Raw genomic sequence first — 25,748 nt, 5'->3', positions numbered from 1 at the left:
AGCAACCTATTCATCATAGGATGATACAGAAGAATCATCTCCCATATCATTCTCGTCCTCAGAATTTTCAAGCTCTGAATCCTCAAATTCATCGCCAAATTCGCTTTCGAAGTCAGCAAGGCTTCCTGTTTCATCAAGCATTGAATAATTCTCTGCCTCGCTCTCAAGAACATCTTCATGATAAAGAATACGGCTGCAGTAAGGACAGAAAAGGATTTTCAATCCGTCATGAACTTCGTTTGCAAACTGTGCCGGAAGAATCATGTGGCAACCCGTACAAACGCCATTTCGAACAGCAACAATACCTTCACTGTTTCGGCGGATAATTCGCTGGAACTTATAAATCGTTTCCTGATAATCATCGCCAAGAGTATTTGTAATTTCAGCTTCTTTCGAAGACAAAGACTCAACTTGTTTTTTATATTCATCAATTTTCTCAGCCAAGGCGCTCTTTCCAGAATCAAGATCTGCCTCCTGAGAATTAATCATAGCCTCACGAGTCTTCAAATCTTCATTCAACTCTGAAAGTTTTTTCTCTACGCTCAAAAGCTCTTTTCTAACCGAATTCGCTTTTTCAGAAGCTTCTGCAATCTGCTTGTCGAGAGCTTCATATTCGCGGTGAGTCGTAATATTGTCCATTCCTTTCTCACCAGACTCTCGTGACTCCTCAGCCTCCGCAAGCTCTTTTTTAAGTTCCGCAACTTTATTTTTTACATCTTCATATACGGAATTTTTCTCAATATATTCTTTCTTCAAAGTAGCAAGAAATTCTTCCTGCGAATCAAGCTGCTTTGGAGATTCGGTTATTTTCTCTTCGAGATTATATTTTTCAACCAAAATATCCTGAAGATTTTTCAAATTTTCGAAAACTTCGTTCATGTCCATACAAAAAACCTCAATTGAAATCTAGCATGTAATTGTATAAAATTTATATGTTTATGTCTATAAAATAAAAGACGAGTTATTTAAAAAGAATTCAAAATCAATAGATAAAAACACTTAGAAAATTGCCTAAAGAAAGGAATATGAAATATTTTTAATCAAAGACAGTATTTTATTTTTAAGTCAACCCAAAAACAAAATACTGTCTTTCAAGACATCCAGCCTGTAAAATTACGTCTCGATATAATCCCTAAGACCGCTCGCCCGTCTTGGGTGTCGAAGCCGTCTCAAGGCCTTTGCCTCAATCTGTCTGATTCGCTCGCGAGTAACGTTAAAATACAATCCGACCTCTTCAAGAGTCAAACTATAACCATCATCAAGACCGAATCGCATTTTTAGGACTTCCTGCTCACGAGGTGGCAAAGTGTTCAAAACTTTTTTAAGCTGCTCCTGCAACAACGTGTACGCAGTTTGATTTGCAGGATTTTCAACTTCTTTGTCCTCAATAAAGTCTCCCAGCTGGCTATCCTCTTCCTCTCCAATCGGTGTTTCAAGGGAAATCGGCTCGCGCGCAACATTCTTAACCTGCTTAACGCGAGAAACTGGCCAACCAAGTTGCTGTGCAATTTCCTCATCTGTTGGTTCTCGACCAAGTTTTTGCATGAGCTGACGGCTCTCGCGCACAACTTTATTAATCTGTTCAATCATATGCACAGGAACGCGAATCGTGCGTGCCTGATCACTGATTGAGCGCGTAATAGCCTGACGAATCCACCAAGTGGCATAAGTACTGAATTTATACCCCTTTCGGTATTCAAATTTTTCTACAGCCTTTATAAGACCAATATTTCCTTCCTGAACAAGGTCAAAAAACTGCAAACCACGGTTCGTATATTTTTTTGCGATAGAAACAACAAGTCGAAGGTTAGCATTTATCAAATGATTTTTTGCGACTTCAAGTTTAACCCTACCGTCTTCGATCTCACGAGCCATTTCAAGAATCTCATCCACGCTATTCTCAAAATCATACTCCATGCGGCGGAGCTTTCTGTCGATTTTTTGAATCTGCGTATAAACATCACGGATTTCATCACTGGAAAGTCCGAGTTCTTGCTCAAGTTTCACTGCCTCAGAATGAATCGCAAGTCTACGTCCAAGACTTCGGAGCTCAGCAGAAGATGTGATTCTGAGCTCTTTCATCTTTTTTTCTTGATTATGATAATAGCCTTCGATTTTCTGCGTAGCCTCAACAAATTTCGCACTGAACTTATCAATTTCTTCTGACTGAATATCGATTTTTTGAAGTTCTGGTAAAATCTTCTCTCTTAAAGACTTTAGTTCACGGCTCTCAAAAATTTCCTGAGACTGATTCGTCTCAAAAAGTTCTTTTTTCTTGAGCATATATTTTTTCATATCATCACGGATAGGCTTTAAATACTCTCCGTAACAATTCTTAAGCCTTCGTTTTTCGGCCTGAGCCTCATTAATTTCCTTACGCGGCTTTCCAGGTTCATGCGGATCGATTTTCTTGAATGCTTTTACGGAAATGTCATAGAATTCAGGCAACATCATACCAGCTTTTTTTATAACATCTTTTATAATGTTTTCACCGTCTTCCATTTCCTTTGAATATTTTACTTCCTGCTCTGCGGTAAGGAGCTTTTCCTTACCAATCTCGCGCAGGTAAAGGCGAATTGGATCATCAACACTTGAATCTTTATCGCTGTTGACCAATTGATGACGCGTCAAATCTCCATCTTTCTGATCGCCGTCAAGCGCATCGTCATCATCATCGAGAAGATCCTCGTCATCCTCGTCCTCATCAAGATCAGTATCCTCATCCATAACCTGTATGTTATTTTGAGTTAAAACCTGAAGGACTTCTTCCATTTTTGGCGAATTTACAAAATCCTGCCCCAGAATTTCATTAATCTCTTCCCATGAAATAATCTGTTTGTCTTTAGCGTAATCCAGCAGTTTTTGTACAACTGGATCTAATTCCTGATCCATTCTTTTTTAATCCTTATAAGTTTAAAAAACTAAATTCAACAAAGCCATACATAATAGCCTTGCAAAATTTTAACTAGTTATTGTTTTAATTTTCGGTCGATATCCATTTTTTCTGCAATGAGCCGTTTTAATTCCTCAATATTTTGCGGAGACATTCGTTGTTGTTCTTCGATTTTTTCGAGAAGGTCATCCCGCTTTTTCTCAAGGCTCTTATTTTTTATCATGGCAATTCCGTCTTTTATCATCTGTTCCGTATTTGTTTTAAACTCGCCAGATGCTATAGTGCCAATTATAAACTGTTGCAAACTATTGTCCTGACAATGATTCACAACCGCCTCAAAAGAAAGATTGTCCTGCTGATAGCACTGTTTCAGAATACTGAACATATTTCGAGCTACAGGATCCTCAAAATCAGAATCAGAGATTTCTTCTATCATCATCTCAAACTTTGAGGTATCAGAAAGCACAGCCAACAACGTGCGCAATTCAGCATTGACTTTTATTGAAGTTTCAATCTTATCATCGACAGTTTCCGAGAAGCTGCGGTTTCGCGCAGAATCACGATTAAGGTAATCCCTCCTAACAGCTTCCATAGAAATTTTAAAAGTCTGGCTGACCAATTCCAGACATGATTCCTTCTGAATATCAGTTTGCAGCGCATCAATATACGAAAAAAAGCCCAAACAGGCTTTTACTTTTCCCTCTGGTGTGTCTACCGGAAACTCTTGCGCCAATGATTTTAGAAGATAATCACTATCTAGTATAGCACAGTTTATATCATTCGTCAAGCTTTCTTTACCAAATTTCAGCATAATTTCCGCAGGATCCTTACCGCCCTGCAATTTTATTACTTTTGCGGTGATATTATGTTGACGGCACATCAGAATCGCTCTTTTCGTAGCATTTTGACCGGCTCCGTCACTGTCAAACGAAAGAAGGATTTCGTTCACGAACCCTTTTACAAGCTTTATCTGCTCGTCAGTAAGAGCTGTCCCCAATGGTGCAACGGCATAAGTAATCCCACATTGATGATAGGCAATGCAATCCATATAGCCTTCACAAAAAATAACTTTCTTTTCTTTTTGGATAGAATTTTTTGCAAAATTAAAAGCGTACAAAGTTTCGCCTTTTTTATATTGAATCAAATCACCAGAATTAAGATACTTCGGGGACTTCATCCCCTCCTCGTCTTCCCTGAGGCGGCGTCCACCAAAAGCCACGACCTGGCCATGCCTGTCGAATATAGGAAACATGAGTCTGTCTGAAAAAAAAGCAACATCGGGATATTTTTTACTGAAAAGCCCCGATTTTTCCAAGAACTCATCGCTATATTTTTTTTGACGAAGAAAAACTTTCAGCCATCTGCGGTTCGCAGGCGAATATCCGAGCTTAAATTTCTCGATAGTCTCCATTGAAAGTCCGCGTGAAAGAATATATCCCAGCGCAGACTTTCCCTCCTGCGTCTGAGTAAGCAAATAATGAAAAGAACCGCTCACTTTCGTATAAAGGTCAATAAGCAACTCTTTGGTATTGTCAACAGGCTGAAAAGATTCTGCACCACCATTTTCATATTCAATTCGAACACCAGATTTTTTAGCGAGAATTTTTATGGCTTCTGGAAAAGAAATTTTTTCCATCTCCATGATAAACTTCGTTACATTTCCGCCTGCATGACAGCCAAAACAGTAATAAAGATTTTTATCAGGAGTAACTGAGAAAGATGGTGTTTTTTCGCTGTGAAAAGGGCAACAGCCCCACCACTGATTACCCTTTTGCTCAAGATGCACGTATTCGCTCACAACCGACACTATATCCGTCGCTCGCGAAACCGCATCTATCGTTTCCTTAGAAATAAGTTCTGCCACTAGTTTTGCCCAGCCGCCTTTTTAGTTCTAAATGCCCAAGTGGCCTTTTCGTGCTCACGCTGATTTTTACTGAACGTATGCGTACCCGCAGTGGAATCCGTCAACGTAAAATAGAAGTAGTCAGTATCGGCAGGTTCAGCCACGGCACTCAAAGCAGTAAAGCCAGGATTTGAAATTGGAGTTGGTGGCAGGCCTGCATATTTATACGTGTTGTAAGGACTGTCAATTTTCAAATCGTTGTAAAAAATTCGCTCTGGATGAGGTTTACCCAAAACCTCAGTGATTATGTACTCAATCGTCGCACACGACTCAAGCCCCATGTTTATTGAAAGCCGATTCTTAAAAACACTCGCCATAATAGGAGCCTCTGGCGCAGAACGATACTCTCGTTCAACAATCGAAGCCAAAATCAAATCATTGTAAAATTCATCTGGTTTTTTTTCCGCAAAATTCGGAATTTTTTTGATGTGGTCAAAAAAATTATCAACCATCATACTAACAATATTCTCAGCAGACATTCCAAGAGAAAAATTATATGTATCAGGATACAAAAAGCCATCGAGAGACGAAGCGTGAATTCCGTACTTTTCGAGCAAAGTTTTTGAAGATACTGCATTCATAAAATCTTCAGCCTTGCAAGCCTCGTGTTTCTCCATAATCACAGAAATTTTTCTTGTCGTAAGACCTTCTGGAACAGCAACTTTAACAAACGCCTGCTGCTTACCAGACGCAAGCAAGAGAATAATTTCAGGCGTGCTCATAGAACTGTCAAGCGTATAAATTCCAGTCTTCAAAATGACAGGTTCTTCTATTCCAATAACGAACGGCAATCGCGTCGCATAATAAAAGACATCTTCCGATCGAATGAGACCAGCTTTTTTCAAGTCCGATGCAACAGTCCTAAAAGTATCACCTTTATTTACAGCAAATTTGTCAATCACAACGATTTCGGCGGAATTCTTCGCGGCCAAAGGACGCAACTGACTTTTAACATGACAGCAAAGTGCCAGCCCGGCACAAACAAAACTAACGACCAACGCAAAAAAAACGACCAATAGGATTTTTATACTTTTTTTCATGAAAAAAACTCTTCTGCCTCTTCTATTGAAAGATAGCTATAAACAACCTGTTCAACAGAATATGAAAATTTCGTTAATATTTCCGGTAATTCAGACTGATAGTATCGAAAAAATTTTGCCAAGCTTTTTACCTCAGCAGGAGAAAAATCATAATGAAACGATTTTTTCCCCTCACCGCTCGCATTGTCCAATTTTCCAGTATCTATCATAATTTTATATCCAGCCCCTCAGTTGCCAGGTGAACTTCTACTTTGTCCGTCGTAATATATTCACCATACCAACGCGCTGATTCCAAGATTGAATTCAGTTTTCTGTCATCATACGTAGGTTCATGATGGAAAAGATAAAGTTTTTTAATTCGCCAGTTCACTGCAAAATCAATCGCATAACAGAACGCGGAATGCCCCCAGTTTTCTTTCCGGAGCGCTTCCTCTACCGTATACTGAGAATCCAGAACAAGGATATCAGCATCCTGGAAGACCACAGCCTTAGAAGAAGATTTGTCAAAATCAGCCTGCGTCAACTCAACATCTGTGGCGTAAACGAATTTAAAACCATTTTCTGTTATAGCGTAGCTGTAAGAACTTCCCGGATGATTCATTCTGACACACTGAATCGAAAATTCTCCAATTCGAATTTTTTCAAGCGGCTCTATCACGTGAAAAGTTATATTTTTTGTAAAAGCATCGAAAGTAACAGGATAATAAGGTGCGACCATCTGTTGTCTAAGATAATCTTCCATTTTTTCGAACGGTGAATAAATATCAAAAGATGATTTTGGGTTGTAAATCACATCATAAAACGGAAGCCCCTGAATATGATCCCAATGAAAATGGGAAAACAAAATATTGTGGTGCAAATCTGATGCAGGCTGCCCCAATTTTCCCAGCACACGGATTCCCGTGCCTGCATCAAAAATCAACTTGTCGCCCTTCTCAGAAGTAACCTCAACACAAGGCGTATTTCCGCCAACAGTGCCGTTAAGCCATTCAGGAAGCGAAGCCAGGAATTTTTCCCGCGACTCATTTGATTTTATATCATCTGGTGTGATTTTCTGAACCGCAGCAGCAATTTTCGCCTGAATCTGCTGAGGTGTCAAAGGGGCTGGTATAGAGCCTCGAACCCCCCAAAAATGAATATTCATCTTACTTCACCATCCTGCTGTAAAATTCATTTTTATGTATAGGCTTATTATTCTCATAAGCATTTCGCTGTTGTTCAATTTCTTCTTTTGACCAAAGTTTTCCATCGGCAGCATTTATTCCAGGACAATCCGAAGCACATTCGTTCCAAACTTTTTCGCTCTCTAGCATCCAAGTCCAGAACGGAAATGTAGAACATTGCACCGGTCTATTCTCGTATGCTTCGCACCCCACGCCTGTTTTCCAAAGAATACAGTCATAATTCGTTTTTTCTTTTAAACAGAGAACTTCCGAATCATCGTAATACTGAACCCAACGGCAATATACTTTTACGAATTCCTCAAATGAAACTTTAAACCAACGACACAGATTTGTCAAATCTGACCAGGAAAGGTAAACATAACCAGGACTGAGCCGACAGCAACCAGAACATCTATTGCAAGAAAATTTTAAACCTTTTTCATAAAACATAAATTAAATCTCTTATTAAATAAACTTTTGCGATTAGTAAAAAATAACCATTCTTTAATCTTAACACATTATTAAAGCAATGTCTAAAAAGATATATTTTTTTTCGTAAGCCAGTTTGAAAAGTTTTCAAAACAATAAAAAAAGCCTTGAATAATCACAAAAATTATCCAAGGCTTATGGGGAGTGAGGGACTCGGACCCCCGAACCCGATAGGGAGCGGATTTACAGTCCGCCGCAATTGCCGCTATGCGAACTCCCCGAAACTTCTTTTTCAGAAGAAAGCTGCCTGTAGGACTTGGACCCACGACCCCGAGATTACAAATCACGTGCTCTACCAGCTGAGCTAAGGCAGCATCGTTCGTTCAATAGCGAACGTATGACATACTATATTTTTCTAAAAAAAATGTCAATAATCATTTTTGATTTTTATTTAATTTTTTTATTTTTTTGTCAAAATCCGGACGCAATTTTTCGGCACCGTTAATATAAACGTGTTTTTTTTCGGAAGAATCCTCTTTGTAGCATGTGAGCAAAACTCTTATCATGCGCTCTGGGGAATTATCGATTTTAGGTTCCTGGCTGCAAAACAGAGCGAGTTTTGAAACATCAAATTTTATACCGCTCTTTCTCAAGGCAGCAGCAGGATTCATCGCAGTCAAATCGTCTGTTATCGTAAAATGAAGCGAAACAACGTCTTCCATTGAGACTGCATTATTTTCAAACAACTTCTCACACATTTCGCCAACTGTCTTCGTGATTGATTCAATTGTATTCTCAGCTCCCGTGGCACCGCGGAGAGCACACAAAACTTTTGCCATAAAAAAACTCCTAAAGATTTATGGGAACTCCGAAAAAATCTATTAATTTTTCGAAGTTCTCTTATGATTGCTCTAAAAACAGTTCGAATTTGTTTTTTAAGAGATTTCCTTATTCCTAAATCATAAAAAAATTGATAAAATTAGACAATTGTTGATATGGATACAGAATCTGAAAAAACAGACAAAATTGAAGAACTCACTCCGATTCACCCGCAAGAAGGCTCGAAAGCTCCGTCCGAAACGGTTTCAGATTCTTTTATTCTGGACGAAAGTTCAATCCAAAACGAAGACGACGAAAATGACGAAACTGACTTTTACGAAGAACTTGAATCGGCAAAAGGAATTCCCATTCCGTTTCTATTCCTCTCAAAAAAGAATTTTAGGCCACTTTTGTTCCGTCTCACCCGCCGCTCAGTTTTTCTTCTGTTTTTTCTATTGCTTGCGTTCAGCACGTACTTTGTAATCGGAAACTTTCAGCACTTTTTGGATTCAAACTTGCGGGCAATCCTTTTTATGATTACCTTAACTTCAATCGTCCTCGTGCTGGACAGTTTTATTGCGATAATTCAGTCGATAATATTCTTCTTTACCGAAAAAAGAATATTTTTCGCCATTTACATCATTTTTTTTGTGTTTTTAATTGTATTTTCAAGTGCAATAGGAATCATCGCAATTTCGTTAAAATCAGCCTCGGAAGGCTTTTAAAAACTTTCCCACTCCAAGCGGGCTGAATACGGAAGAACGAGCACAAAATCACTTTCCAGCGTTTTTATTGAAACCGGCAAGTTTTTTAAAAAGTATTCCTTAGAAATTCTGTTGCTCAGACTAGGAACACCTTCAGACCTAAAAAGTCCGCCTTCCCATTCAAGGCCGTTAGAGCAAACTTTTCCGCCAGCGCGCGAATTTGAAAGACGAAGAACAGAAACAATGTCATCATTTTTTAAATCGAAAATTTTTACGGAACTTTCTTTTGGAAGAAAATACAAAAATTGCTCGCCAGAAAGCCAGACATCAGGTTTTAAATCTGTAGAAAACAAATCAAAAACGGCAAGAAGGTGATCTATTCGGCTTCCGCCTCCGGCTCCGACCAATATGATCATATCAGAATCAGCCTTGTTGTTTTTAGAAATCGTCCCAAGTTTTTCATGCGCTCTTTCCAGTGCCAATTCCGTATCAGTATAATCCTTATCTACATTAAAATTTTCTATTATCTGTGACGGATATTTTTTTAGAATAGACTTTTGAGAAAGACTGTCCCAGTCCCCTAAAATCAGATTTGGCTCAGATAAAAAAAGTTTTTCCGGCAAAGAATTAAAAAACTCACTGTACGTTTCAAACGTTTCCAGTCCAGAATCAGCAGAAATCACAAAATCAGGTTTGTGAGTCTTAAAAAAATCTACAGTCAACTCCGCTTTTGGGGCATAACCGCCAGTAAATATGACAATGTTCATAGTGCAAAGCCTCGCTTTTTTTTGTTATAATAATCTACATGAAATCAATAAAAATTCCTAACGAATTAAAAAAAATGTATTCAATCTTTGAGGAAAATGGATTTGAGGCATTTTTAGTTGGCGGCGCCGTGAGAGATGTTATTTTGGGAAAAGAAGCGTCCGACTGGGACGTTACCACGAACGCGACGCCAGAGCAAGTAAGTTCGATTTTTAAGAAAGTTATTCCTACAGGAATCGCACACGGAACCGTTACCGTTCATTTTATGAAAAAAGAAATAGAAGTCACGACATATAGATGCGACAGCGGATATTCAGACGGTCGGCACCCCGACAACGTAACGTTCACGACAAATCTGGAAGAAGATCTTTCGCGCAGGGATTTTACGATGAACGCGATTGCAGCTTCGTTAAAAGACGGCAAAATCGTTGACCCTTTTGACGGGCAGCAGGACATCCGAAAAAAAATCATACGCACGGTGGGAAAAGCCTACGACCGTTTTATGGAAGACGGGCTTCGCCCAATCCGCGCGTTGCGATTCAGTTCGCAGCTCGGATTTGAAATTGAAAGCGAAACTTTTGAGGCAATCACAAATTCTGACGTGCAAGAAAATATAAAATCAATTTCGATGGAACGATTCAGAGACGAATTTACGAAAATCTTAAGTTCGCCAGAGCCTTCTGTGGGCTTAAAAGCAATGGAAAAAACCGGAATCCTAAAAATGTTCATTCCAGAACTTGCAGATTGCAGAGGCATTACGCAGGCCGATGCACGCGGATTTCATGAATTTGACGTTCTTGACCACAACATTTACGCCTGCGACGGTGCACCCCGCGAAAATCTTACTGTGCGTCTTGCGGCTTTATTCCACGACATTGGAAAAAAGGACGCCCGAACGGTTGAAAAAAAAGCTTTTGACACTTCAAAACCAGACGAGCTTTCTGAAATCATACATTTTCACGGGCACGAAAAGATTTCTGCAGCGTTGACCCGCCCTATTCTGTTCAGACTAAAATTCCCGAACGCGCTCATCGACAAAGTTGTGCATCTTATTGAGCAGCACATGTTCTTTTTTGAAGATTTTTGGTCGGATGCGGCGGTAAGACGATTTATAGTCCGAGTAAAACCAGAATTTATTGAAGATTTATTTGATTTAAGATATGCAGATATTTACGGAATGCACAGAATTCCGGTCGCAGCGACAAGTCCGGCAGCAACAAGTTTGAATCATCTTCGCGACAGGATTGCGTTCGTCCAGGCACAAAAATCTGCCGTGAGTCTAAAAGACATGGCTGTGAACGGAAGCGACCTGATTTCGATTGGAATTCCCGCAGGAAAAAAAATCGGAATAATTTTGAACGAACTTTTTCAGTGCATTCTGGACGACCCGAACATGAACGAGCGAGAACAACTTCTTAACGTTGCAAAAAAACTCGCAGAAAAATATTAGGTTCAATTGCATTCCCGTGCCATGCTTCGGCTACGCCCAGCAACTGAGCACAGAAATAAGCTCTTGCGCAGCCGAGCGCCGAGACACGCAAATTGGACTCGGATATAAAAAAAAACACAGATATCCGCGACAAATCCGCGAATATCTGTGTTCATCAGCGTTAAAAATCTAAAAACAGTATTTTTCTGTCCAGACTTTCTAGATTTCCATATTCATTACGTGGCGAACTTCTTTTAAAGTCTCTTGTGCGATTGCACGCGCCTTTTCTACGCCGTCAAGCAATACCTTTCGAATATATTCAGGCTCTTTTTCGAGCTGAGCGCGCTTTTCGCGAAGCGGTCTAAGTTCCTCGTTGAGGGCCTCCGTAAGAGTGCTTTTGAGCATTCCGCCACCGCCCTCACCGATTCTTGCGGCAACGTTCTCAGGCTCCTCGCCAGTACAAAGGGAAATGATTCTAAGGAGGTTTGAAACTTCAGGACGATTTACAGGATCGTAAGTGATATTTCTTTCCTGGTCGGTTTTTGCCTTCTTTATGAGCTTTGCAGTCTCATCAGCAGTCGCGCTAAGCATAATCGTGTTTCCGAGCGACTTTGACATTTTTGCGCTGCCATCAAGTCCCATAATCATCGGAGTTTTTGAAAGCAATGCCTGCGGCTCAGGGAAAACAGGCTTTTCTGGAGAGAATTTTTTATTGAATCTTTTTGCAATCAAACGAGCAATTTCAAGATGAGGAAGCTGGTCTTTTCCAACAGGAACGACATTTCCCTTACAAAAAAGAATGTCAACAGCCTGGTGAACAGGATAAGTGTACATTCCGGCATTAATTACGCTCATTGCAGATTTTTGGATTTCGTCTTTTACAGTAGGATTTCGGCTCAATTCAGAATTTGAAACGAGAGCCAAAAACGGAACCATAAGCTGATTGGCTTCTGGAACATGGCTATGCGGATAAATAAAAACATCTTCGCCAGGTTCAATTCCAGCTGCAAGATAGTCGATAACAAGCTCTTTTGTGTTCTGACTGATTTTGTCGAATGCGTCATGATCCGTAAGAACCTGATAATCCGCAATCAAAATTGCAGTCGGAACTCCGAGCTTTGAAAGTCGCACGCGGTTTTTGAGAGAGCCAAAATAATGTCCGATGTGCAGACGTCCTGTAGGTCTGTCACCGGTAAGAACACGGTACTTTTTTGGGTTTACAAGAATGTCAGCCTCAATTTTTTCGCTTACGCGCATCGCCTCGGCCAAAATTTTATCTGCATTTGTTTCTAATTCTTCTGCCATATTTGCATCCTCATTCCAAGCTTAAAAGTTAGAGTTTTTGAATGAAACGATTATAGCAAAGTAAAGAATCTTTATCCACTGACACGAGATGCTGTTTCATGCAGATTCAATGCGTATGATTAAATTTCATTTTGCAATTCATTATAATTTTCTTATGAAAAAATTTTCTTCTATTACTTCACTTGAAAAATGGATCGATTCCTATCTCAATTTTGAAAAAACTCCAAAAAAGAATATTTTTTGGCTTGAAACAATGCGTTTTTTTTGCGAAAAGTTCGGTCATCCAGAAAATTTCGCCCCCTGCTTTCATGTGGCCGGCTCTAAAGGAAAAGGCTCGGTATCTCTTTTTATCGCTTCAATTTTGGACGCGGCAGGATACAAAACCGGGCTTTACACATCGCCTCACATTCTGGACTTTATTGAGCGCGTATCTTCCGCAACGGGACCGTTTGACGAAAGCGTCTACGCACGAGCCGTTGAAGAAATTATGACTGGCGTAAAGTCAATCGACACAAAGGAACTTCCCAGCGAAAGACCGATTACCTGGTTTGAACTCGTAACCCTGTTCGGATTTTTGGTCTTCAGGCAGGCAAAAGTTGATTATTCGGTTTTTGAAGTCGGTCTCGGAGGCAGGCTTGACTCAACAAATGTCGTCACACCGATTTGCTCTTGCATCGCAGCACTGGAACTTGAGCATACAGAATTTTTAGGCGATACAATCGAAAAAATCGCAGCCGAAAAAGGCGGAATCATAAAATCGGGCGTTCCAGTCGTAGTCGCAAAACAAACTGAAAATGTAAAAGAAGTTTTAAGAAAAATCGCAAAAGAAAAGAATTCAAAAGTGATTTTTGTTGATGAAATTATAAAAGATATAAAAACATGTCTAAAAAAGTATACGATTAAAGATGTTAATCTTCTGGAAAAAGATACATATTGCATGGATTTTGAGCTTTCATGCGGCCTTTTTTCTAGAACACTAAAAGCAAAATTGAATCTTTTAGGAAACTTCCAAGCCGAAAACGCAGCCCTTGCAGCAATTGCAATAAAAACGGCTCTGCCACAAATAAGCGAAGAAACAATTGAAAAAGGTCTTTCAAACGCAAAACTTCCGGCACGGTTCGAGATTTGCGAAAATCCAAAAGGATTCGAAGGAATTCCGGCGCTGATTCTTGACGGGGCACACACCGTAAAAAGCGTCGGTTTTACGATGGAAACATTCAATACGCTCTTTGAGGACAAAGATGCAGCCTTGCTTTTTGGTTGCGCAGCCGACAAAGATTCAAAGGACATTGCACCACTTTTTAAGAATGCTTTTTCAAAGGTGTACCTAACCCGCCCCGGCGAAGTTAAGCAGTCTAACCTAAGCGAAATTGAAAGTTGTTTTTCTGAGGCTGGAATTAAATATGATTCAAATTCTGATTTTAAAATGCAGATAAAAAAAGCACTGGAAGAATCGGCGGAGAACAAAAGAGTTTTGCTCGTTACAGGCTCGTTCTACCTTGTTTCGGAAGTAAAAAAAATATTGAAACGCTAAAAGTGAACTTTGTGGATATAAGTTCACACGTGCGTTTCCCGCGAGTTTTCGTTAGAAAACTCGCGCTTGAGTCGGCTCACGCTCCTCGTGGTCCTCTGCGTCAGATAGCATTCATTAAAACTGACTAAAATTTGCTTTCGCTTTCGAGAGCCTCAACCGCCGTATATTGCACTATTCTTCGATAAAGACGCGCGGAACCCGTTTTGTAATGCCGCAAGTCACTTCGTAAGAAATTGTATTCGTTGCGTCAGCAAATTCCTGTGCCGAAAGAACAGCACCGCTTTCCGCAGGTCCAAAAATCACCACATCGCTCCAGCGGTCAATTTTGCTATCTTTTCCCAAATCAACCATGCACTGATCCATGCAAATTCTTCCACGAATCGGAAAAGCTTTTCCGTCAATCGAAACTTTTAAACCAGAATTCGCCGTTGAAAAACATCTGAAAAAACCGTCTCCGTACCCAACAGGCAAAACACCAATTTCAGTATCATCTTCGCAAGTCCAAGTGCGCCCGTAAGAAATTGACTGTCCTTTAGAAAAATGTCTTTTTGCGACAATTTTTGTTACAAGTGCCATAACAGGTTTTAAATCAACAGGATTTCCTTTTTTTTCAAAATAGGCTCTGTCCAGCATGTCTGGATAATAGCCATAAACGATGATTCCAGGACGGCACATATCAAGATGCATTTCTGGATGATCGAGCGTTAGCGCAGAATTCGCACAGTGTCTGATTCCAGGATTGATTCCTGCCTGCTCCACGGATTCAAAAGCAAACTTAAAATTTTCAAACTGCTTTTTTGTGTATTCAATATCATCTTCCACATTAGAGTCTGCAACAGCAAAGTGCGTGCACATTCCGCCAAGAGACAGATTTTTGGAAGATGAAATTTTTTTTGCAAAATGCACTGCATCTTTTGGAAGGCAGCCTATTCTTCCCATTCCAGTATCAACCGCAAGATGAACTGAATAATTTGTCTTGCCAGCTTTTTTAGCAGCTTCCTCAATCAGTTCAATATATTCATCATCAAAAACAAGCGGAGTAATATCATTTTTTACAAGATTTTCCATTTCTTCTTTTTGACAAAGACTCAAAATCAAAATCGGAACTTTTATTCCTGCAGCCCGAAGTTCAGCCCCCTCGTCCACTGTTGCCACGGCAAGAAAATCGGCACCAAAAGAAACAGCCTCTTTTGCGCACCGAACAGCCCCATGTCCGTAAGCGTCAGCTTTTACAGCCACGCACATTTTTGCCGAAGGATTTATTTTTTCACGAATAACTTTAAGATTGTGACGAAGATTTTTTATGTAAATTTTTGCAAATGTAGCTCTCATAACAAGATTATTTTAGGTCAATGAATTTAAATGTTCAATAATGCGCGATACGAATATTTTCTGCAAAACTAAAAAAAACAAAAATATGTAAGTGAAGTTCGAAAACTGAAATTTTTCAAACTTCACTTTATAAACACGCATAAAATCTAAAAAAACTGTCATCAATCAATGAAAAAACAATGAAAAAAACTTGTTAAACGAAAAATTTTTCTATATATTGTTACAATAGTAGAAAATATTATTTATTCACTAGAGGCTAAGATGAAAATCACACGTGTTAACAAGAAGACTTGCCTAGTATTGGTCGCTTCAACTTTATTTACAATTTCCTGTGCATCAGCACCAAAAGACCCTTCAACACCAAACACTCCAGTAGCAGCAACGGAATCTGCAAAAAAAGAATCTAACAACGATAAAAAACCAGGAGCAAATATTTCAGTCTCAGAAACCGAAACGGAAACTGCAGAATATTCAAAAAAAATTGCTGACGTAAAAATTGAAGTTACATCTTCGCCAGCCGCACCGGTAAAAAACGCAGCTTTTAAAACTCCTTTTGAAGTTAAAGCAACAAAATCTGACGGAACGCCGTGTGCAAACCTTGAGCTTACAGTTTCTTACCCGGTTTCTCGAAACGGAAACGACATTACATTCGCAGAAGAAACCTTAACAACCAACACCGAGGGCAAAGCGACATTCTTGCCGAAGGCCCCAACGACTTCATTCAACAGCGAGATAAAATTCTTCCCTGCTGGCGACATAAAGAATGAAGACATCGCAAAATTAGCAGCAGAACACACCGCAACTGCAAAATATCAGGTTGTAACGAACCTCAAAACTTCAGGCGGATTGATTTCTGTAGTTGAATACAACGAAAAAGGCAAAGCATCGATGGATGTTTCAAGAACCTCGTCAAAATTCCTTATGGCTCTCATGCGCGCAGGATTTAAAGGAATCGGAAACGCACCTCTTGAATCTGCAATCGTTACAAATGACCAGAAAAAGATTTATGAATCCGCAAAGGCTCTCAACGCTCCGCGCGTAAATTTCGTGATTTACGGAACTGCCAAATTTGGCGGCGAGGGAAAAATCTCAAAGGTTGACGGCGGATATTCTTGCACGCTGATTGGCGACATAACTTGCATCGACCTAAAAGACGGCTCGATTCTTTACCACACAGTTCACGAAACAACTACAATAACAAAAGATTCTTGGAATGCACTTGAAACATGCCGAGAAACACTTGCAACAGAAATTGTTTCGGACATGCAGTACGCAATGTAATTAAAAACAAGTCAAATAAAACGCTAAAAGAAGGAACGACTAAAATGGTTTACACAGACACACGTGATAAATCTGTTAAAACAGATTTTAGAACCGCCGTTATAAACGGAATGAATAAGGATACAGGTGGACTTTACATTCCTGTTGAATTTCCAAAATTGGCTTCAAGTTTTATCAATAAAACTCCGGAGCCAGGATTCAGAGAAATTGCCTTTGAAATGGCAAAACCTTATGTTGAGGGCGAAATCTCCGATTCAGATTTGATGGCAATCATTCAGGATGCTTACCCTTTTTCAGCTCCTGTCGTTCCTGTAGACAAAACTTCTTACATGCTGGAACTTTTCCACGGTCCAACATGTGCTTTTAAGGATTTTGGCGCACGTTTTATGGCTCGCGTAATGTCTTACTTTAACCGAAACGAGTCGAGCACGCTTCACATCCTTGTTGCGACAAGCGGTGACACGGGTTCTGCCGTAGGAAGCGCGTTCCACAACGTTCCAGGACTCGACGTTACGATTCTTTACCCAGAGGGAAAAGTTTCCAAATTGCAGGAAAAGCAGCTTTCTACTTTTGACGGAAACGTTCGGGCATTAAAAATCAAAGGCACGTTTGACGACTGTCAAAAGCTCGTAAAAACAGCGTTTACAGACGAAGCTCTTCGCTCAAAACTCAGACTTTCATCTGCAAACTCAATAAACATTTCTCGCCTTTTACCACAAAGTTTCTATTACATGTATTCAAGTTTGGTTGTACGAAGCCGCGCTTGGGGAGACAGTAAAATTGAGAATCCTGCAATCATAGCAGTTGTTCCGAGCGGAAACTTTGGAAACCTTACTTCCGGCTTGATTGCACGGGAAATGGGCGCGCCAATCACAGGATTCGTTGCGGCAACAAACTCAAACCGCACGATTCCAGACTGGATTGCAACGGGCAAATATGAGCCTCGCCCATCAGTAGAGACTTACGCAAACGCAATGGACGTTGGCGCACCGAGCAATTACGAGAGAATTGCCGCAATGTACAGCCTAGACGAAGTAAAGAGCCTTTTTGCATCTTACTGGCTCGACAATGACGGAATCATCAATTCAATTAAGAATTGCTACGAGCGAACAGGATACACCGTAGACCCGCACGGAGCTGTCGGCTGGAAAGCATGGAGCGACATTAAAAACGGCATGATGGAAAAATTGGTAGCCGGTGAGAAAAATGATTTTACAAAACCAGGACTTACGCCAAACATTCCAAAATGGGCAAATAAAGTTATTTCAAAAGAAGCTTTGGGCATTATTCTTGAAACAGCGCACCCTGCAAAATTCTCTTCGACAGTTCAGAGCGCAATCGGAATTTCTCCAACAATTCCAGACAGACTTGAGAAAGTTCTCTCGCTTCCAGACAAGGCTATTCCAATGGAAAACGATTACAACAAGTTTAAGGAATGGCTGCTTGCCAATTTGAAGTAAGCAAAACCTAAACGGAAAAACTCCACAATTCCGAGTGAGTTTATCATGCGGGAATGTGGAGTTTTTTTCAGCCACAATTTAATTTGAATAATCCATGATTAACTATATATGCAACAGTTTTTGAATTTTATGGGACAATATATCATTGGACGCCAAAGATATCTTCTCTCATATTTTTAATTTTTGTATCTGTTCGGTATGTTCACAGTATGGATAATTCGTGCAGCCAATGAACCAATGACCTCTATTACCTTTTCGTTTTACAAGAAAGCCTCCACAGCTAGGGCATTGTTTAGGACTTGAAAGTATGGAGATATTGTTCAGTGTATATCGGCATTTTGGATAATTTGAGCAGCCAATGAAACTCTTTCCATCATGTTCTACTTTCAGCAATTCTCCGATTTTACATCTTGGACAATGAGTTTTTGATGCATCATCATTTTGTCTTATATGAACAAAACAGCAGGATTCTGATTCATTGAATTCCCTAAAGAATATAGATGGTCGCTGATTATCAGTCAAAACAAAAGTTCTGTTCTTTGTTCGGGTTATTGCTACATAAAAAAGTCTGCGTTCTTCTGCAAATATATAGTTCTCTCCATGCGTAAGTACAAAATTCAAAACTTTATCATCTTCAATCTGGTTTGGAAATCCAAGTTTATCATTTTTGAAATTAACAAGAACGACATTATCAGCTTCCAGCCCTTTTGACTTATGAACAGAAAGAAATGCAACAGGAGTTTTTGGAGAAGGCAGATATGTCAATTTTTCTACCCTATTCTGCCAGCTTACCGAAAATAAGCCTGATGCTTTCAGAATCTCAATATCATAATTTGTTCTTCCAAGCAAGAGAATAGATTTTTCAGGACCGAACTCAGAAATTATTCTTTGCATCACCTGACTCAATGCTGGATATGGTTCCTTATCATATCCCCAGAATACTAGAGGATATTTCAGTTCTTTTCCTGAAATCAGATTCTTTCTAAGCTGTAATGGATTCCTTGTAACAAATCTAGACGCTTCATTTATAAGTTCTTGCGAATTACGATATGTTTTTTCTATTTTCAATAAGTTTGTATAACCAAGATATCGTTCAAAATCTGTAAAAAGAGAAATATCACTTCCAGCAAATCTATAGATAGACTGCCAGTCATCGCCTACACAAAGAAGTTTTGCATTGGTTGCCGTTACTATTGATTTTAAGAGATTAAAGCGGGACTGAGAAATATCCTGATATTCATCAACAATCACATAGCTGTATTTGGGAATAGAAGCACCGGCTTCAACTTTAGCGGCTGCATCATTAATCATATCTGAGAAATCTACAGATTTATTTTCAGCCAAATACTTTTGATATTCACTCAAAATAATACGTGCTATATCCAGGAAAATACAATTTCTTTGATACAAAAAGTCATTTTCAAGCTCCGCAGACTGTTTTTTCATCAGCTCAAATTGTTCCATCTTAAAGTTATTAGACTTAAAGAGAGTGATAAATGTACAGCAAAGCTTTATGAATTCAGAGAAGTACTTATTGCTCTTCTTTGCATATATTGTTTCAAAAATGTCAGTAAAATCATGGGGCTCGAATGTAACTCCATTTGACTGAAGAAGCTTCTCTAATTCAGGTAAAAGTCGACCTTCTTTAGTGTAATAGGAATAGGTTTCAATCAGCTTGGTACCGTTTTTCTTATGGAATTCACGTTTCCAGTTAATCCCGTCCAGATATTTCTTTTCTTCTACTTCGGAGAGCCAAGGACACTTATTATCTCTGCTGATACCAAAATGTTCTAGGTAAATATCGTAATCAGTTAAATAAAAGTCCGGTCTGTATGCCTTTCTGTTTGTCTCATCGCTTTCAAAAGGATAAAGTTTCTCGTATTCATAGTTTACACCATGCATAAAAAGAAAGTTTGCAATCTTTGTTTCCTCAATACTTTTTACTCGCTCTCCATTAAGAGTCGTAAGATTTTTTGCCTTTTCAGAGCTGATATCTTTGATGAAATGTTCCCTATCGTACTTTGATTTTAATGTTTCCAGGTCTGCTGACTTTTCTCGTTCATACAGTTCCCCAAGGCTATCACAGTCTTCCATGTTTTCTGGAATGTCAAGATAATAAGTGAAGTATTCCGTAAGGGACTGAACTAAATCAGGATGATTAAGCAGTTCTTTTTCAAAGAAGTTATGAACAAAAGTCGTCAAATCATCCGTAACTTCAGGCCTATACCCTAAATCATTTTTGATTATATCAAGACCTAACTTATGAAAAGTTGTTGCTTCAACAGGTATGCCAAGTTTATTCTGGATACGTTCTGTCATTTCTGCAGCAGATTTATTAGTAAATGAGATTAATAGAATATCTTTCGGGGCAATATTCTTAACTTCACAAAGATATTTTACCTTTGCGGCAATCGTTAATGTCTTTCCAGAACCAGCACCAGCCAAAACAAGAGTCTTGTCTTCATCAGAAATAACAACCTTTCGCTGCTGCTCATCAAGTGATTTTCCATCTATATTAGATAGTAAACTATCGCTTTCTCGCATCTCTTTTTGCAGAAATACGTCATTTCGATTTGAAATCTCCAAGTTAATATTTAAAAAAGTCTCTAAGAAGTAAGCAATTTTCTCATAATCCGGAAGCTTTGATGGATAATGTCTTTTTTGAATCTCTGTATAAAAAGATTCCCACTGCTGTTTGAAAACCTGCTCATCGGACTTACTTATGTAATGTTCGGAAAGTGTGTTTAACGAAGAAAAGAATTCTTCAATTTTTGGAAAGTCTGTTTTTGACTGCTCAACAAGTTCAAGGAAATGCTTCTTAGCAGCTTTACGAGATAAGAGAACAATGCAAATAACTACCGCTAAAGAAGCAATTCCTACTCCGATAAAAGGCAATGGCATATCTTACATTATATAAATTCTTAAAAAAATAATACACATTCAAACTTATTTTACACTTCTTCCACCAGCTCAAAGCGCCACTTCTGCTTTACATCAGGGTACTTCTTGTGATCCACCTCGCTCAAAAACATCCACTTCTCCCGAATCCAGAGCGAATTGTCTCCGTAGAGCCTGCGATAAACCACATATTCTTCCTTGGTTTCCGAATGAAAAGCCTACGGTCTTCGCATGGCTACGACCGAGACTCGCATACGAACAACTCTCAGTTGTTCGTTCGCTACGCGACCGGCTCCCTACCTCAACGATGTAATACTTGTTCCCAAAGTGTTTATCGATTCCGTGGATTTTGACTTCCCATTTTTCTTCTGACATTTTACATTTGCTCTAGTTTCTTCAATAATTCGGCTTTTAGGTATTTATATCGCTGATGTTTTTCTCCTTTCTGCCAGTGAACTTCGCGGAATTGTTCGGGATTGTTTTCGTAACTGAGTTTTTCGTCAGCGAACTGCTCGCTCGTAAGGTCAAAAATACATTCTCCGCCATTCGGAAGAGGAACTGCGTTGTAGCAGTGAAAATTCTTTCCGCCTTCGCGAGGGATTCCATAAACTTTTCCGCCAAAAATATCCTGTGCCAAAAAAGCCGTAATAGAGCACTGGCCAAGAGTCTGATTTTCTCTTGTCCACTTTTCCCGCATTCGAGGGGCACAGGTATCCGCACACCAGATTTCGCTTAGAATGTCATAAAAATGACGGGGATTTTCTATCGTTTTAAAAACTGAATCAACTGGCTTACAATCAGCTGTCTGCCAGCCATAAAATTTGTATACTCTCATTTTTTATCTCCAAAGTTTTAGTTCATTCATTGTCCGAAAAGTCTCTGTTATTATTTATTCGTCTTTATACACATCGCAAAGCTGCCACTTATGACCAAAATGCTCTGTGAACCGCTTTAAATCTTCAAAACTTATGCTAACAGATGCTGTATTTCGTAAGGGATGGATTATCACTTTTTTTCCTTCAAAATTCTGGTCAAACAGAACTTTTACTTTCTTTTCTGTATCAAACATGATGCAAAGTGGCGTTACAGAGCCTGGAGTGATATTCAGATACAACAAGAGTTCATCAGGATTGCAAAAACTGAGTCTTCCGAATCCAAACTGCTCCGCTATTTTTTTTAGGTCTGCCCTTTTGTGCAAATTCATGCTCACAAGGCCGTAATTTTTATTCTTATCTTTTACAAAAAGATTTTTTACGTCCATTCCTTCAAGAGTGATTACAACATCTTTTGAATCTTCCTCAGAAAAAATCGCCTTATGTTCCTGCTTTTCATAAGGAATCTTCAGTTCTGCCAGTATCTTAAAAATATCAACAGTCTCGCTCACTTTCCGGTATCTCCAAACTCTTTTTATCCTACAGTTTTTTTTGCCTTCATAAAGTTCGTAATTTTCATCAGAAGAGGACGGTTAATGACTTACGCATCTTTTCGATTCGCATTATGCTCTCGTCGATTCTTTGCTCGCTGATTTCGCCGCTTTTAACGGCGGCAAGCACTCCTTCAAATGCGTTAACGTAATTTAAGGGCATCAAAATTATATCCGCTCCGGCTTTTATTGCCCGAACCGCCGCCTCGCCAGAGCTGTAATTTTTTGCAATCGCTCCCATTTCCATTGCGTCTGTAATAATCACGCCCTTAAAACCAAGTTCTTTGCGGAGTTTTTCGGTCAAAAGCGTTTTTGAAAGAGTTGCAGGAAGATAATTTCCCGTGATTTTTGGAGCCGAAATGTGTGCCGCCATGATTATCTGAAGGTTATTTTCGATTCCCGCCTTAAACGGAATCACTTCACAATTTTTTAGCTGTGCCCAAGTCTTGTTTGTTTCCGCGTAGCCCACGTGCGTGTCGGTCTTTGTGTCGCCGTGCCCAGGCCAATGCTTTAGGCAGCCCAAAACACCTGCTGAATGAAGCCCCTTCAAAAATGCAACGTCCATTTTTCCTGCGAGCACAGGATTTGAACTGAACGCACGACTACCAATAATCGGGTTGTCGGGATTCGTGTTCACGTCGGCAACAGGGGCAAAATCAATGTCAAAACCATATTGCTTTAAGTAGCTTCCAATATTTTTTCCGGCTGAAAAAGCCTTGTCCGTATTATTCGTGTCGCCAATCGACTTCATATTTTTGTATTGAGGCAAATTGAATCCTTTTGAATTAGCAAGCCGGGCAACAACGCCGCCCTCTTCATCAATGTAGAGCAAAGGTGATTTTGAAGGATTTAAGCCGTGCAACTGCTTTGTAAAGATTTTTAATTGCACCGGCGTACGAATATTCCGGGCAAAAATGCAAAATCCGCCGGCAGGATATTTTTTGTAAAACGCTGCCATTTTGCTTGAAACATCAGCAGTTCCGCGGGAAGGATTTTGAGCCAAATCTTTTGCGGTGATTCTTGAATCAATTGATTCCGGGCGAATCACAAAAAGCTGACCGATTTTTTTTCTTAATCTTTCGTCATTCTGATTTTTTAAAGCCTTATTCTTGCTAGATTTTTTTTGATTATTCGAAGGGTTTTCTTTTTCGGAGAAGGGAGAAAAATTTGATTCAATTTGGGCCGCAGAAGAATCTTCCGACTGATTTTCATTCGACAAAGATTCTTCCGAAGGCTCTGCCGGAGAAAGTTGGTTGCTGCTGGTGGCGCATGAAATGACGGCAGAGAGAAAAAATATCAACGTAATTTTTAGGAATCGCTTTGAAGTTTTTTTTCCGACCGCCATAACAAACTTTCCACTCATTTTAGTGCAATGACTCAAGAATCTGTTTTCCGACTTTCCAGTTGTCACCGGCGCCCATCGTTACAAAAATATAACCTTCCGGGTAATTTTCGCCGCTTGGCTCCTGAAGCATCGAAAGACCGATTTTTGCAGCCTCATCAAATTCTTTTGCGTATGTAACGTCAGAATGATATTTTTTTGCGTGCTCGGCAAGAATTTCGCCTGTAACGGACGCTGCATCGGCATTTTCGCGCGCGCTTCCATAAATCTTATTGATAATAACCTTGTCCGCGCTAGAAAAACTTGACGCAAATTCTTCAAGCAATGCCTGAGTGCGCGTGTAAGTGTGACTCATAAAGTCAACGATGATTTTATGATTTTTATAGAATTTTCTGAATCCGTCGAGCGTAGTTTTTATTGCCGTCGGGTGATGGCCGTAATCATCAATAAAAATTACGTCCTGCCCAAGCTTGTTTTTTGCCCGGCCCACGATTTCGCTACGACGCTTTCCGCCCGCAAAGTTTTCTAGTCCCGCACGGAGTTTTTCTGAATAATCAAGCGGAGATTTTCCGGCTTCTTTTAAAATCTCATTTACAAGCGCGATTGCCGCTGATGCGTTACGAACGTTGTGCTCGCCCGGAACGCAAATTTTATACTCGCCAGAACCTTTTAGAGAAAAATACTGTTTGCCATTTTTTACTTCGCCAAAAGTGAGCTGATAATCGCCAGAAGCCTTTTCGCCATACGCAATGAGTTCTATGTCCGCGCGTTTTTTTGCGGCGATTCTGGCTGTTTCAACGGCACCAGCATCATCGGCACAATAAATCAACTGACCGTTTTTAGGGAGTTTACAAATGTAGTCAACAAAAGCATTTCGAATATCCTCGTAAGTCGGATAATAATCCTGATGGTCGCTCTCAACCGAGGTGAGAATGATTTTTTTAGGGGCGAATGCCATAAAATGTCTCTGATATTCGCATGTTTCTGCAACAAAATACGTTTTTTCGCCGTTTTCGCTAGCTTTTTTGAAGGAAGAACTGTTCATTGTGCAGGAATTTCCAAAACTTGCGATTATAGACCCTGCAAGAACCTGCGACGGCAAATCAACTTCTTTTAAAAGCGTTCCTACAAGTCCTGTCGTAGTGGTTTTTCCGTGAACGCCACAAACACCGCTTGAATAGGCAGTTTCGCTCACTGCACCAAGTGCCTCAGTGTACAAAAGCATAGGAAGGCCACGTTTTTTTGCTTCAATAAGGTCTGGATTTTTTTCTGGCGAATATGCACTTGAATAAATTACGAACTGAACCGAATCCGTTATATTCGAACTAGCAAACGGAAGAGCCTTCAAACCGATTTTATCCAGGATTTCGTCCGTATAAAATCTTTCGCTAACATCGCTACCTGTTATTATGGCACCACGAGCATTCAATATTTCAACGAGGGCAACCATTCCGGTTCCCTTAATGCCCACAAAATGAAAGTGAACACCTTTAAAATCTTCTGGTAATTTTATATTTGACATAAGGATACTTTACCCTTTTTCAATCTCGTTATCAACGGAAACGCTACAAGTTTATTTTGAAAATTTAAGTCAACTTTTGCGTTTCCCACCAGTTTTTCTAACGAAAAACTGGTGCTTTGGTGGGCGGGATTGCAGGGGTTTCCGAGTCGCCGCGACAAGCACGGCGGCAACTCGGAGAGGCAGTTCTGTTGCTCGCGCGTCGCTCGCAACTTTGGGGAGACATGAGCGAAATTGTTTTCCCGCAAGTTTTCTACCGAAAATCTGTGCTTGAACGGGCGGGCTTGCAGGGGTGAGCAGAGTCGCCACGACAAGCACGGCGGTAACTCGGAAAGGCAGTTTTGTTGCTCGCACGCCACTCGCAACTTTGGGGAGTCATGAGAGAAATTGTTTTTCCGCAAGTTTTCTACCGAAAAACTCGCGCTTGGGTGGGCGGGCTTGCAGGGGCTTTCCGAGTTGCCGCGACAAGCACGGCGGTAACTCGGAAAGGCAGTTTTGTGCTCGCACGC

Annotated in this window: 22 protein-coding genes and 2 tRNA genes; 5 read left to right on the top strand and 19 right to left on the bottom strand. The window is 39.9% G+C overall.

Translation table 11 applies throughout. From position 1 onward, the window contains the following. Positions 1-6: 6 nt before the first annotated feature. The 10 genes from JI65_RS07735 to aroH all read right to left on the bottom strand — a co-directional run bounded on the left by JI65_RS07735 (position 7) and on the right by aroH (position 8,267). Positions 7-885, bottom strand: coding sequence for a zinc ribbon domain-containing protein (locus JI65_RS07735; protein WP_191014837.1), 879 nt, complete (start codon positions 883-885; stop codon positions 7-9). Between the two features lie 228 nt (positions 886-1,113). Continuing rightward, positions 1,114-2,892, bottom strand: coding sequence for an RNA polymerase sigma factor RpoD (rpoD, locus tag JI65_RS07730; protein ID WP_191014834.1), 1,779 nt, complete (start codon positions 2,890-2,892; stop codon positions 1,114-1,116). Between the two features lie 77 nt (positions 2,893-2,969). Beyond that, the gene (gene dnaG, locus JI65_RS07725; RefSeq protein ID WP_191014831.1) at positions 2,970-4,757 is read right to left on the bottom strand and encodes a DNA primase; all 1,788 of its coding nucleotides are present in this window, start codon (positions 4,755-4,757) and stop codon (positions 2,970-2,972) included. Beyond that, the gene (mltG, locus tag JI65_RS07720) at positions 4,757-5,836 is read right to left on the bottom strand and encodes an endolytic transglycosylase MltG (RefSeq protein ID WP_191014829.1); all 1,080 of its coding nucleotides are present in this window, start codon (positions 5,834-5,836) and stop codon (positions 4,757-4,759) included. Before mltG ends, dnaG begins: the two co-directional genes overlap by 1 nt. Next, complete coding sequence (locus JI65_RS07715) at positions 5,833-6,045, bottom strand: hypothetical protein (protein ID WP_191014826.1); 213 nt, start codon at positions 6,043-6,045, stop codon at positions 5,833-5,835. The genes mltG and JI65_RS07715 overlap by 4 nt, the downstream gene beginning before the upstream one ends. After that, positions 6,042-6,980, bottom strand: coding sequence for an MBL fold metallo-hydrolase (locus JI65_RS07710; RefSeq protein WP_191014824.1), 939 nt, complete (start codon positions 6,978-6,980; stop codon positions 6,042-6,044). Before JI65_RS07710 ends, JI65_RS07715 begins: the two co-directional genes overlap by 4 nt. 1 nt (position 6,981) lies before the next feature. After that, positions 6,982-7,449: a YkgJ family cysteine cluster protein gene (locus JI65_RS07705; protein ID WP_191014821.1), complete on the bottom strand. Its 468-nt coding sequence runs from the start codon at positions 7,447-7,449 to the stop codon at positions 6,982-6,984. A gap of 177 nt (positions 7,450-7,626) precedes the next feature. Next, positions 7,627-7,708, bottom strand: a tRNA-Tyr gene (locus JI65_RS07700). Between the two features lie 21 nt (positions 7,709-7,729). Further along, positions 7,730-7,802: transfer RNA gene (locus JI65_RS07695), tRNA-Thr, on the bottom strand. 60 nt (positions 7,803-7,862) lie between these two features. Continuing rightward, positions 7,863-8,267, bottom strand: a complete 405-nt coding sequence (aroH, locus tag JI65_RS07690; RefSeq protein WP_191014819.1) for a chorismate mutase — start codon at positions 8,265-8,267, stop codon at positions 7,863-7,865. A 156-nt stretch (positions 8,268-8,423) separates the two neighbouring features. Here aroH and JI65_RS07685 point away from each other — a divergent pair, with 156 nt between their 5' ends. Next, positions 8,424-8,972, top strand: coding sequence for a hypothetical protein (locus tag JI65_RS07685; RefSeq protein ID WP_191014816.1), 549 nt, complete (start codon positions 8,424-8,426; stop codon positions 8,970-8,972). On the opposite strand, the gene JI65_RS07680 is transcribed toward JI65_RS07685, so the two are convergent. Further along, positions 8,969-9,718, bottom strand: coding sequence for a motility associated factor glycosyltransferase family protein (locus tag JI65_RS07680; protein WP_191014814.1), 750 nt, complete (start codon positions 9,716-9,718; stop codon positions 8,969-8,971). The two genes, JI65_RS07685 and JI65_RS07680, sit on opposite strands and share 4 nt — an antisense overlap. Before the next feature lie 38 nt (positions 9,719-9,756). On the opposite strand from JI65_RS07680, the gene JI65_RS07675 reads away from it, so the two are divergent. Further along, positions 9,757-11,166, top strand: a complete 1,410-nt coding sequence (locus tag JI65_RS07675) for a CCA tRNA nucleotidyltransferase (RefSeq protein ID WP_191014811.1) — start codon at positions 9,757-9,759, stop codon at positions 11,164-11,166. Between the two features lie 198 nt (positions 11,167-11,364). Here JI65_RS07675 and trpS read toward each other — a convergent pair whose 3' ends face one another. Continuing rightward, positions 11,365-12,450, bottom strand: a complete 1,086-nt coding sequence (gene trpS, locus JI65_RS07670) for a tryptophan--tRNA ligase (RefSeq protein ID WP_191014809.1) — start codon at positions 12,448-12,450, stop codon at positions 11,365-11,367. Between the two features lie 115 nt (positions 12,451-12,565). Here trpS and JI65_RS07665 point away from each other — a divergent pair, with 115 nt between their 5' ends. Then, positions 12,566-13,984, top strand: a complete 1,419-nt coding sequence (locus JI65_RS07665) for a bifunctional folylpolyglutamate synthase/dihydrofolate synthase (protein WP_242457194.1) — start codon at positions 12,566-12,568, stop codon at positions 13,982-13,984. 171 nt (positions 13,985-14,155) lie between these two features. Here the strand turns inward: JI65_RS07665 and alr are convergent, their stop codons facing one another. Next, positions 14,156-15,316: an alanine racemase gene (gene alr / locus JI65_RS07660; protein WP_191014806.1), complete on the bottom strand. Its 1,161-nt coding sequence runs from the start codon at positions 15,314-15,316 to the stop codon at positions 14,156-14,158. Between the two features lie 261 nt (positions 15,317-15,577). Here alr and JI65_RS07655 point away from each other — a divergent pair, with 261 nt between their 5' ends. Together JI65_RS07655 and thrC are read left to right on the top strand one after the other, a co-directional pair. Next, positions 15,578-16,597, top strand: a complete 1,020-nt coding sequence (locus tag JI65_RS07655) for a hypothetical protein (RefSeq protein WP_191014804.1) — start codon at positions 15,578-15,580, stop codon at positions 16,595-16,597. A 44-nt stretch (positions 16,598-16,641) separates the two neighbouring features. Then, a complete protein-coding gene (thrC, locus tag JI65_RS07650; protein ID WP_191014802.1) occupies positions 16,642-18,057 on the top strand; it encodes a threonine synthase in 1,416 nt (471 codons plus the stop codon). Positions 18,058-18,225: 168 nt separating this feature from the next. Here the strand turns inward: thrC and JI65_RS07645 are convergent, their stop codons facing one another. From JI65_RS07645 to murC, 6 genes are all read right to left on the bottom strand, one after another. Continuing rightward, positions 18,226-20,952: a UvrD-helicase domain-containing protein gene (locus tag JI65_RS07645; protein WP_191014800.1), complete on the bottom strand. Its 2,727-nt coding sequence runs from the start codon at positions 20,950-20,952 to the stop codon at positions 18,226-18,228. A gap of 56 nt (positions 20,953-21,008) precedes the next feature. Beyond that, complete coding sequence (locus JI65_RS17770; RefSeq protein WP_191014797.1) at positions 21,009-21,143, bottom strand: DUF1653 domain-containing protein; 135 nt, start codon at positions 21,141-21,143, stop codon at positions 21,009-21,011. 188 nt (positions 21,144-21,331) lie between these two features. Beyond that, complete coding sequence (locus JI65_RS07635; RefSeq protein ID WP_191014794.1) at positions 21,332-21,790, bottom strand: YunG family protein; 459 nt, start codon at positions 21,788-21,790, stop codon at positions 21,332-21,334. Positions 21,791-21,844: 54 nt separating this feature from the next. Then, entirely contained in the window at positions 21,845-22,339 is a 495-nt protein-coding gene (locus JI65_RS07630; RefSeq protein ID WP_191014792.1) for a prolyl-tRNA synthetase associated domain-containing protein, read from the bottom strand. Positions 22,340-22,406: 67 nt separating this feature from the next. Then, the gene (locus JI65_RS07625) at positions 22,407-23,741 is read right to left on the bottom strand and encodes a glycoside hydrolase family 3 protein (RefSeq protein ID WP_191014790.1); all 1,335 of its coding nucleotides are present in this window, start codon (positions 23,739-23,741) and stop codon (positions 22,407-22,409) included. Between the two features lies 1 nt (position 23,742). Further along, complete coding sequence (gene murC / locus JI65_RS07620) at positions 23,743-25,242, bottom strand: UDP-N-acetylmuramate--L-alanine ligase (protein ID WP_191014789.1); 1,500 nt, start codon at positions 25,240-25,242, stop codon at positions 23,743-23,745. Positions 25,243-25,748 lie beyond the last annotated feature (506 nt).

Origin of the sequence: Treponema zioleckii, assembly GCF_014737315.1 — a bacterium.
Lineage (GTDB): Bacteria > Spirochaetota > Spirochaetia > Treponematales > Treponemataceae > Treponema_D > Treponema_D zioleckii.
Note: the sequence above shows the minus strand (reverse complement) of the source record. Positions and strands in the feature narration are given on the sequence as shown.

Coding starts and splice junctions, on each gene's coding strand:
- JI65_RS07680 (WP_191014814.1), bottom strand. CDS start 9,718: ATGAACATTGTCATATTTACTGGCGGTTATGCCCCAAAAGCGGAGTTG.
- alr (WP_191014806.1), bottom strand. CDS start 15,316: ATGAGAGCTACATTTGCAAAAATTTACATAAAAAATCTTCGTCACAAT.
- JI65_RS07635 (WP_191014794.1), bottom strand. CDS start 21,790: ATGAGAGTATACAAATTTTATGGCTGGCAGACAGCTGATTGTAAGCCA.
- JI65_RS07705 (WP_191014821.1), bottom strand. CDS start 7,449: ATGTTTTATGAAAAAGGTTTAAAATTTTCTTGCAATAGATGTTCTGGT.
- JI65_RS07710 (WP_191014824.1), bottom strand. CDS start 6,980: ATGAATATTCATTTTTGGGGGGTTCGAGGCTCTATACCAGCCCCTTTG.
- aroH (WP_191014819.1), bottom strand. CDS start 8,267: ATGGCAAAAGTTTTGTGTGCTCTCCGCGGTGCCACGGGAGCTGAGAAT.
- thrC (WP_191014802.1), top strand. CDS start 16,642: ATGGTTTACACAGACACACGTGATAAATCTGTTAAAACAGATTTTAGA.
- rpoD (WP_191014834.1), bottom strand. CDS start 2,892: ATGGATCAGGAATTAGATCCAGTTGTACAAAAACTGCTGGATTACGCT.
- trpS (WP_191014809.1), bottom strand. CDS start 12,450: ATGGCAGAAGAATTAGAAACAAATGCAGATAAAATTTTGGCCGAGGCG.
- JI65_RS07655 (WP_191014804.1), top strand. CDS start 15,578: ATGAAAATCACACGTGTTAACAAGAAGACTTGCCTAGTATTGGTCGCT.
- JI65_RS07675 (WP_191014811.1), top strand. CDS start 9,757: ATGAAATCAATAAAAATTCCTAACGAATTAAAAAAAATGTATTCAATC.
- JI65_RS07715 (WP_191014826.1), bottom strand. CDS start 6,045: ATGATAGATACTGGAAAATTGGACAATGCGAGCGGTGAGGGGAAAAAA.
- JI65_RS07625 (WP_191014790.1), bottom strand. CDS start 23,741: ATGAGTGGAAAGTTTGTTATGGCGGTCGGAAAAAAAACTTCAAAGCGA.
- JI65_RS07685 (WP_191014816.1), top strand. CDS start 8,424: ATGGATACAGAATCTGAAAAAACAGACAAAATTGAAGAACTCACTCCG.
- JI65_RS07665 (WP_242457194.1), top strand. CDS start 12,566: ATGATTAAATTTCATTTTGCAATTCATTATAATTTTCTTATGAAAAAA.
- JI65_RS07735 (WP_191014837.1), bottom strand. CDS start 885: ATGGACATGAACGAAGTTTTCGAAAATTTGAAAAATCTTCAGGATATT.
- mltG (WP_191014829.1), bottom strand. CDS start 5,836: ATGAAAAAAAGTATAAAAATCCTATTGGTCGTTTTTTTTGCGTTGGTC.
- murC (WP_191014789.1), bottom strand. CDS start 25,242: ATGTCAAATATAAAATTACCAGAAGATTTTAAAGGTGTTCACTTTCAT.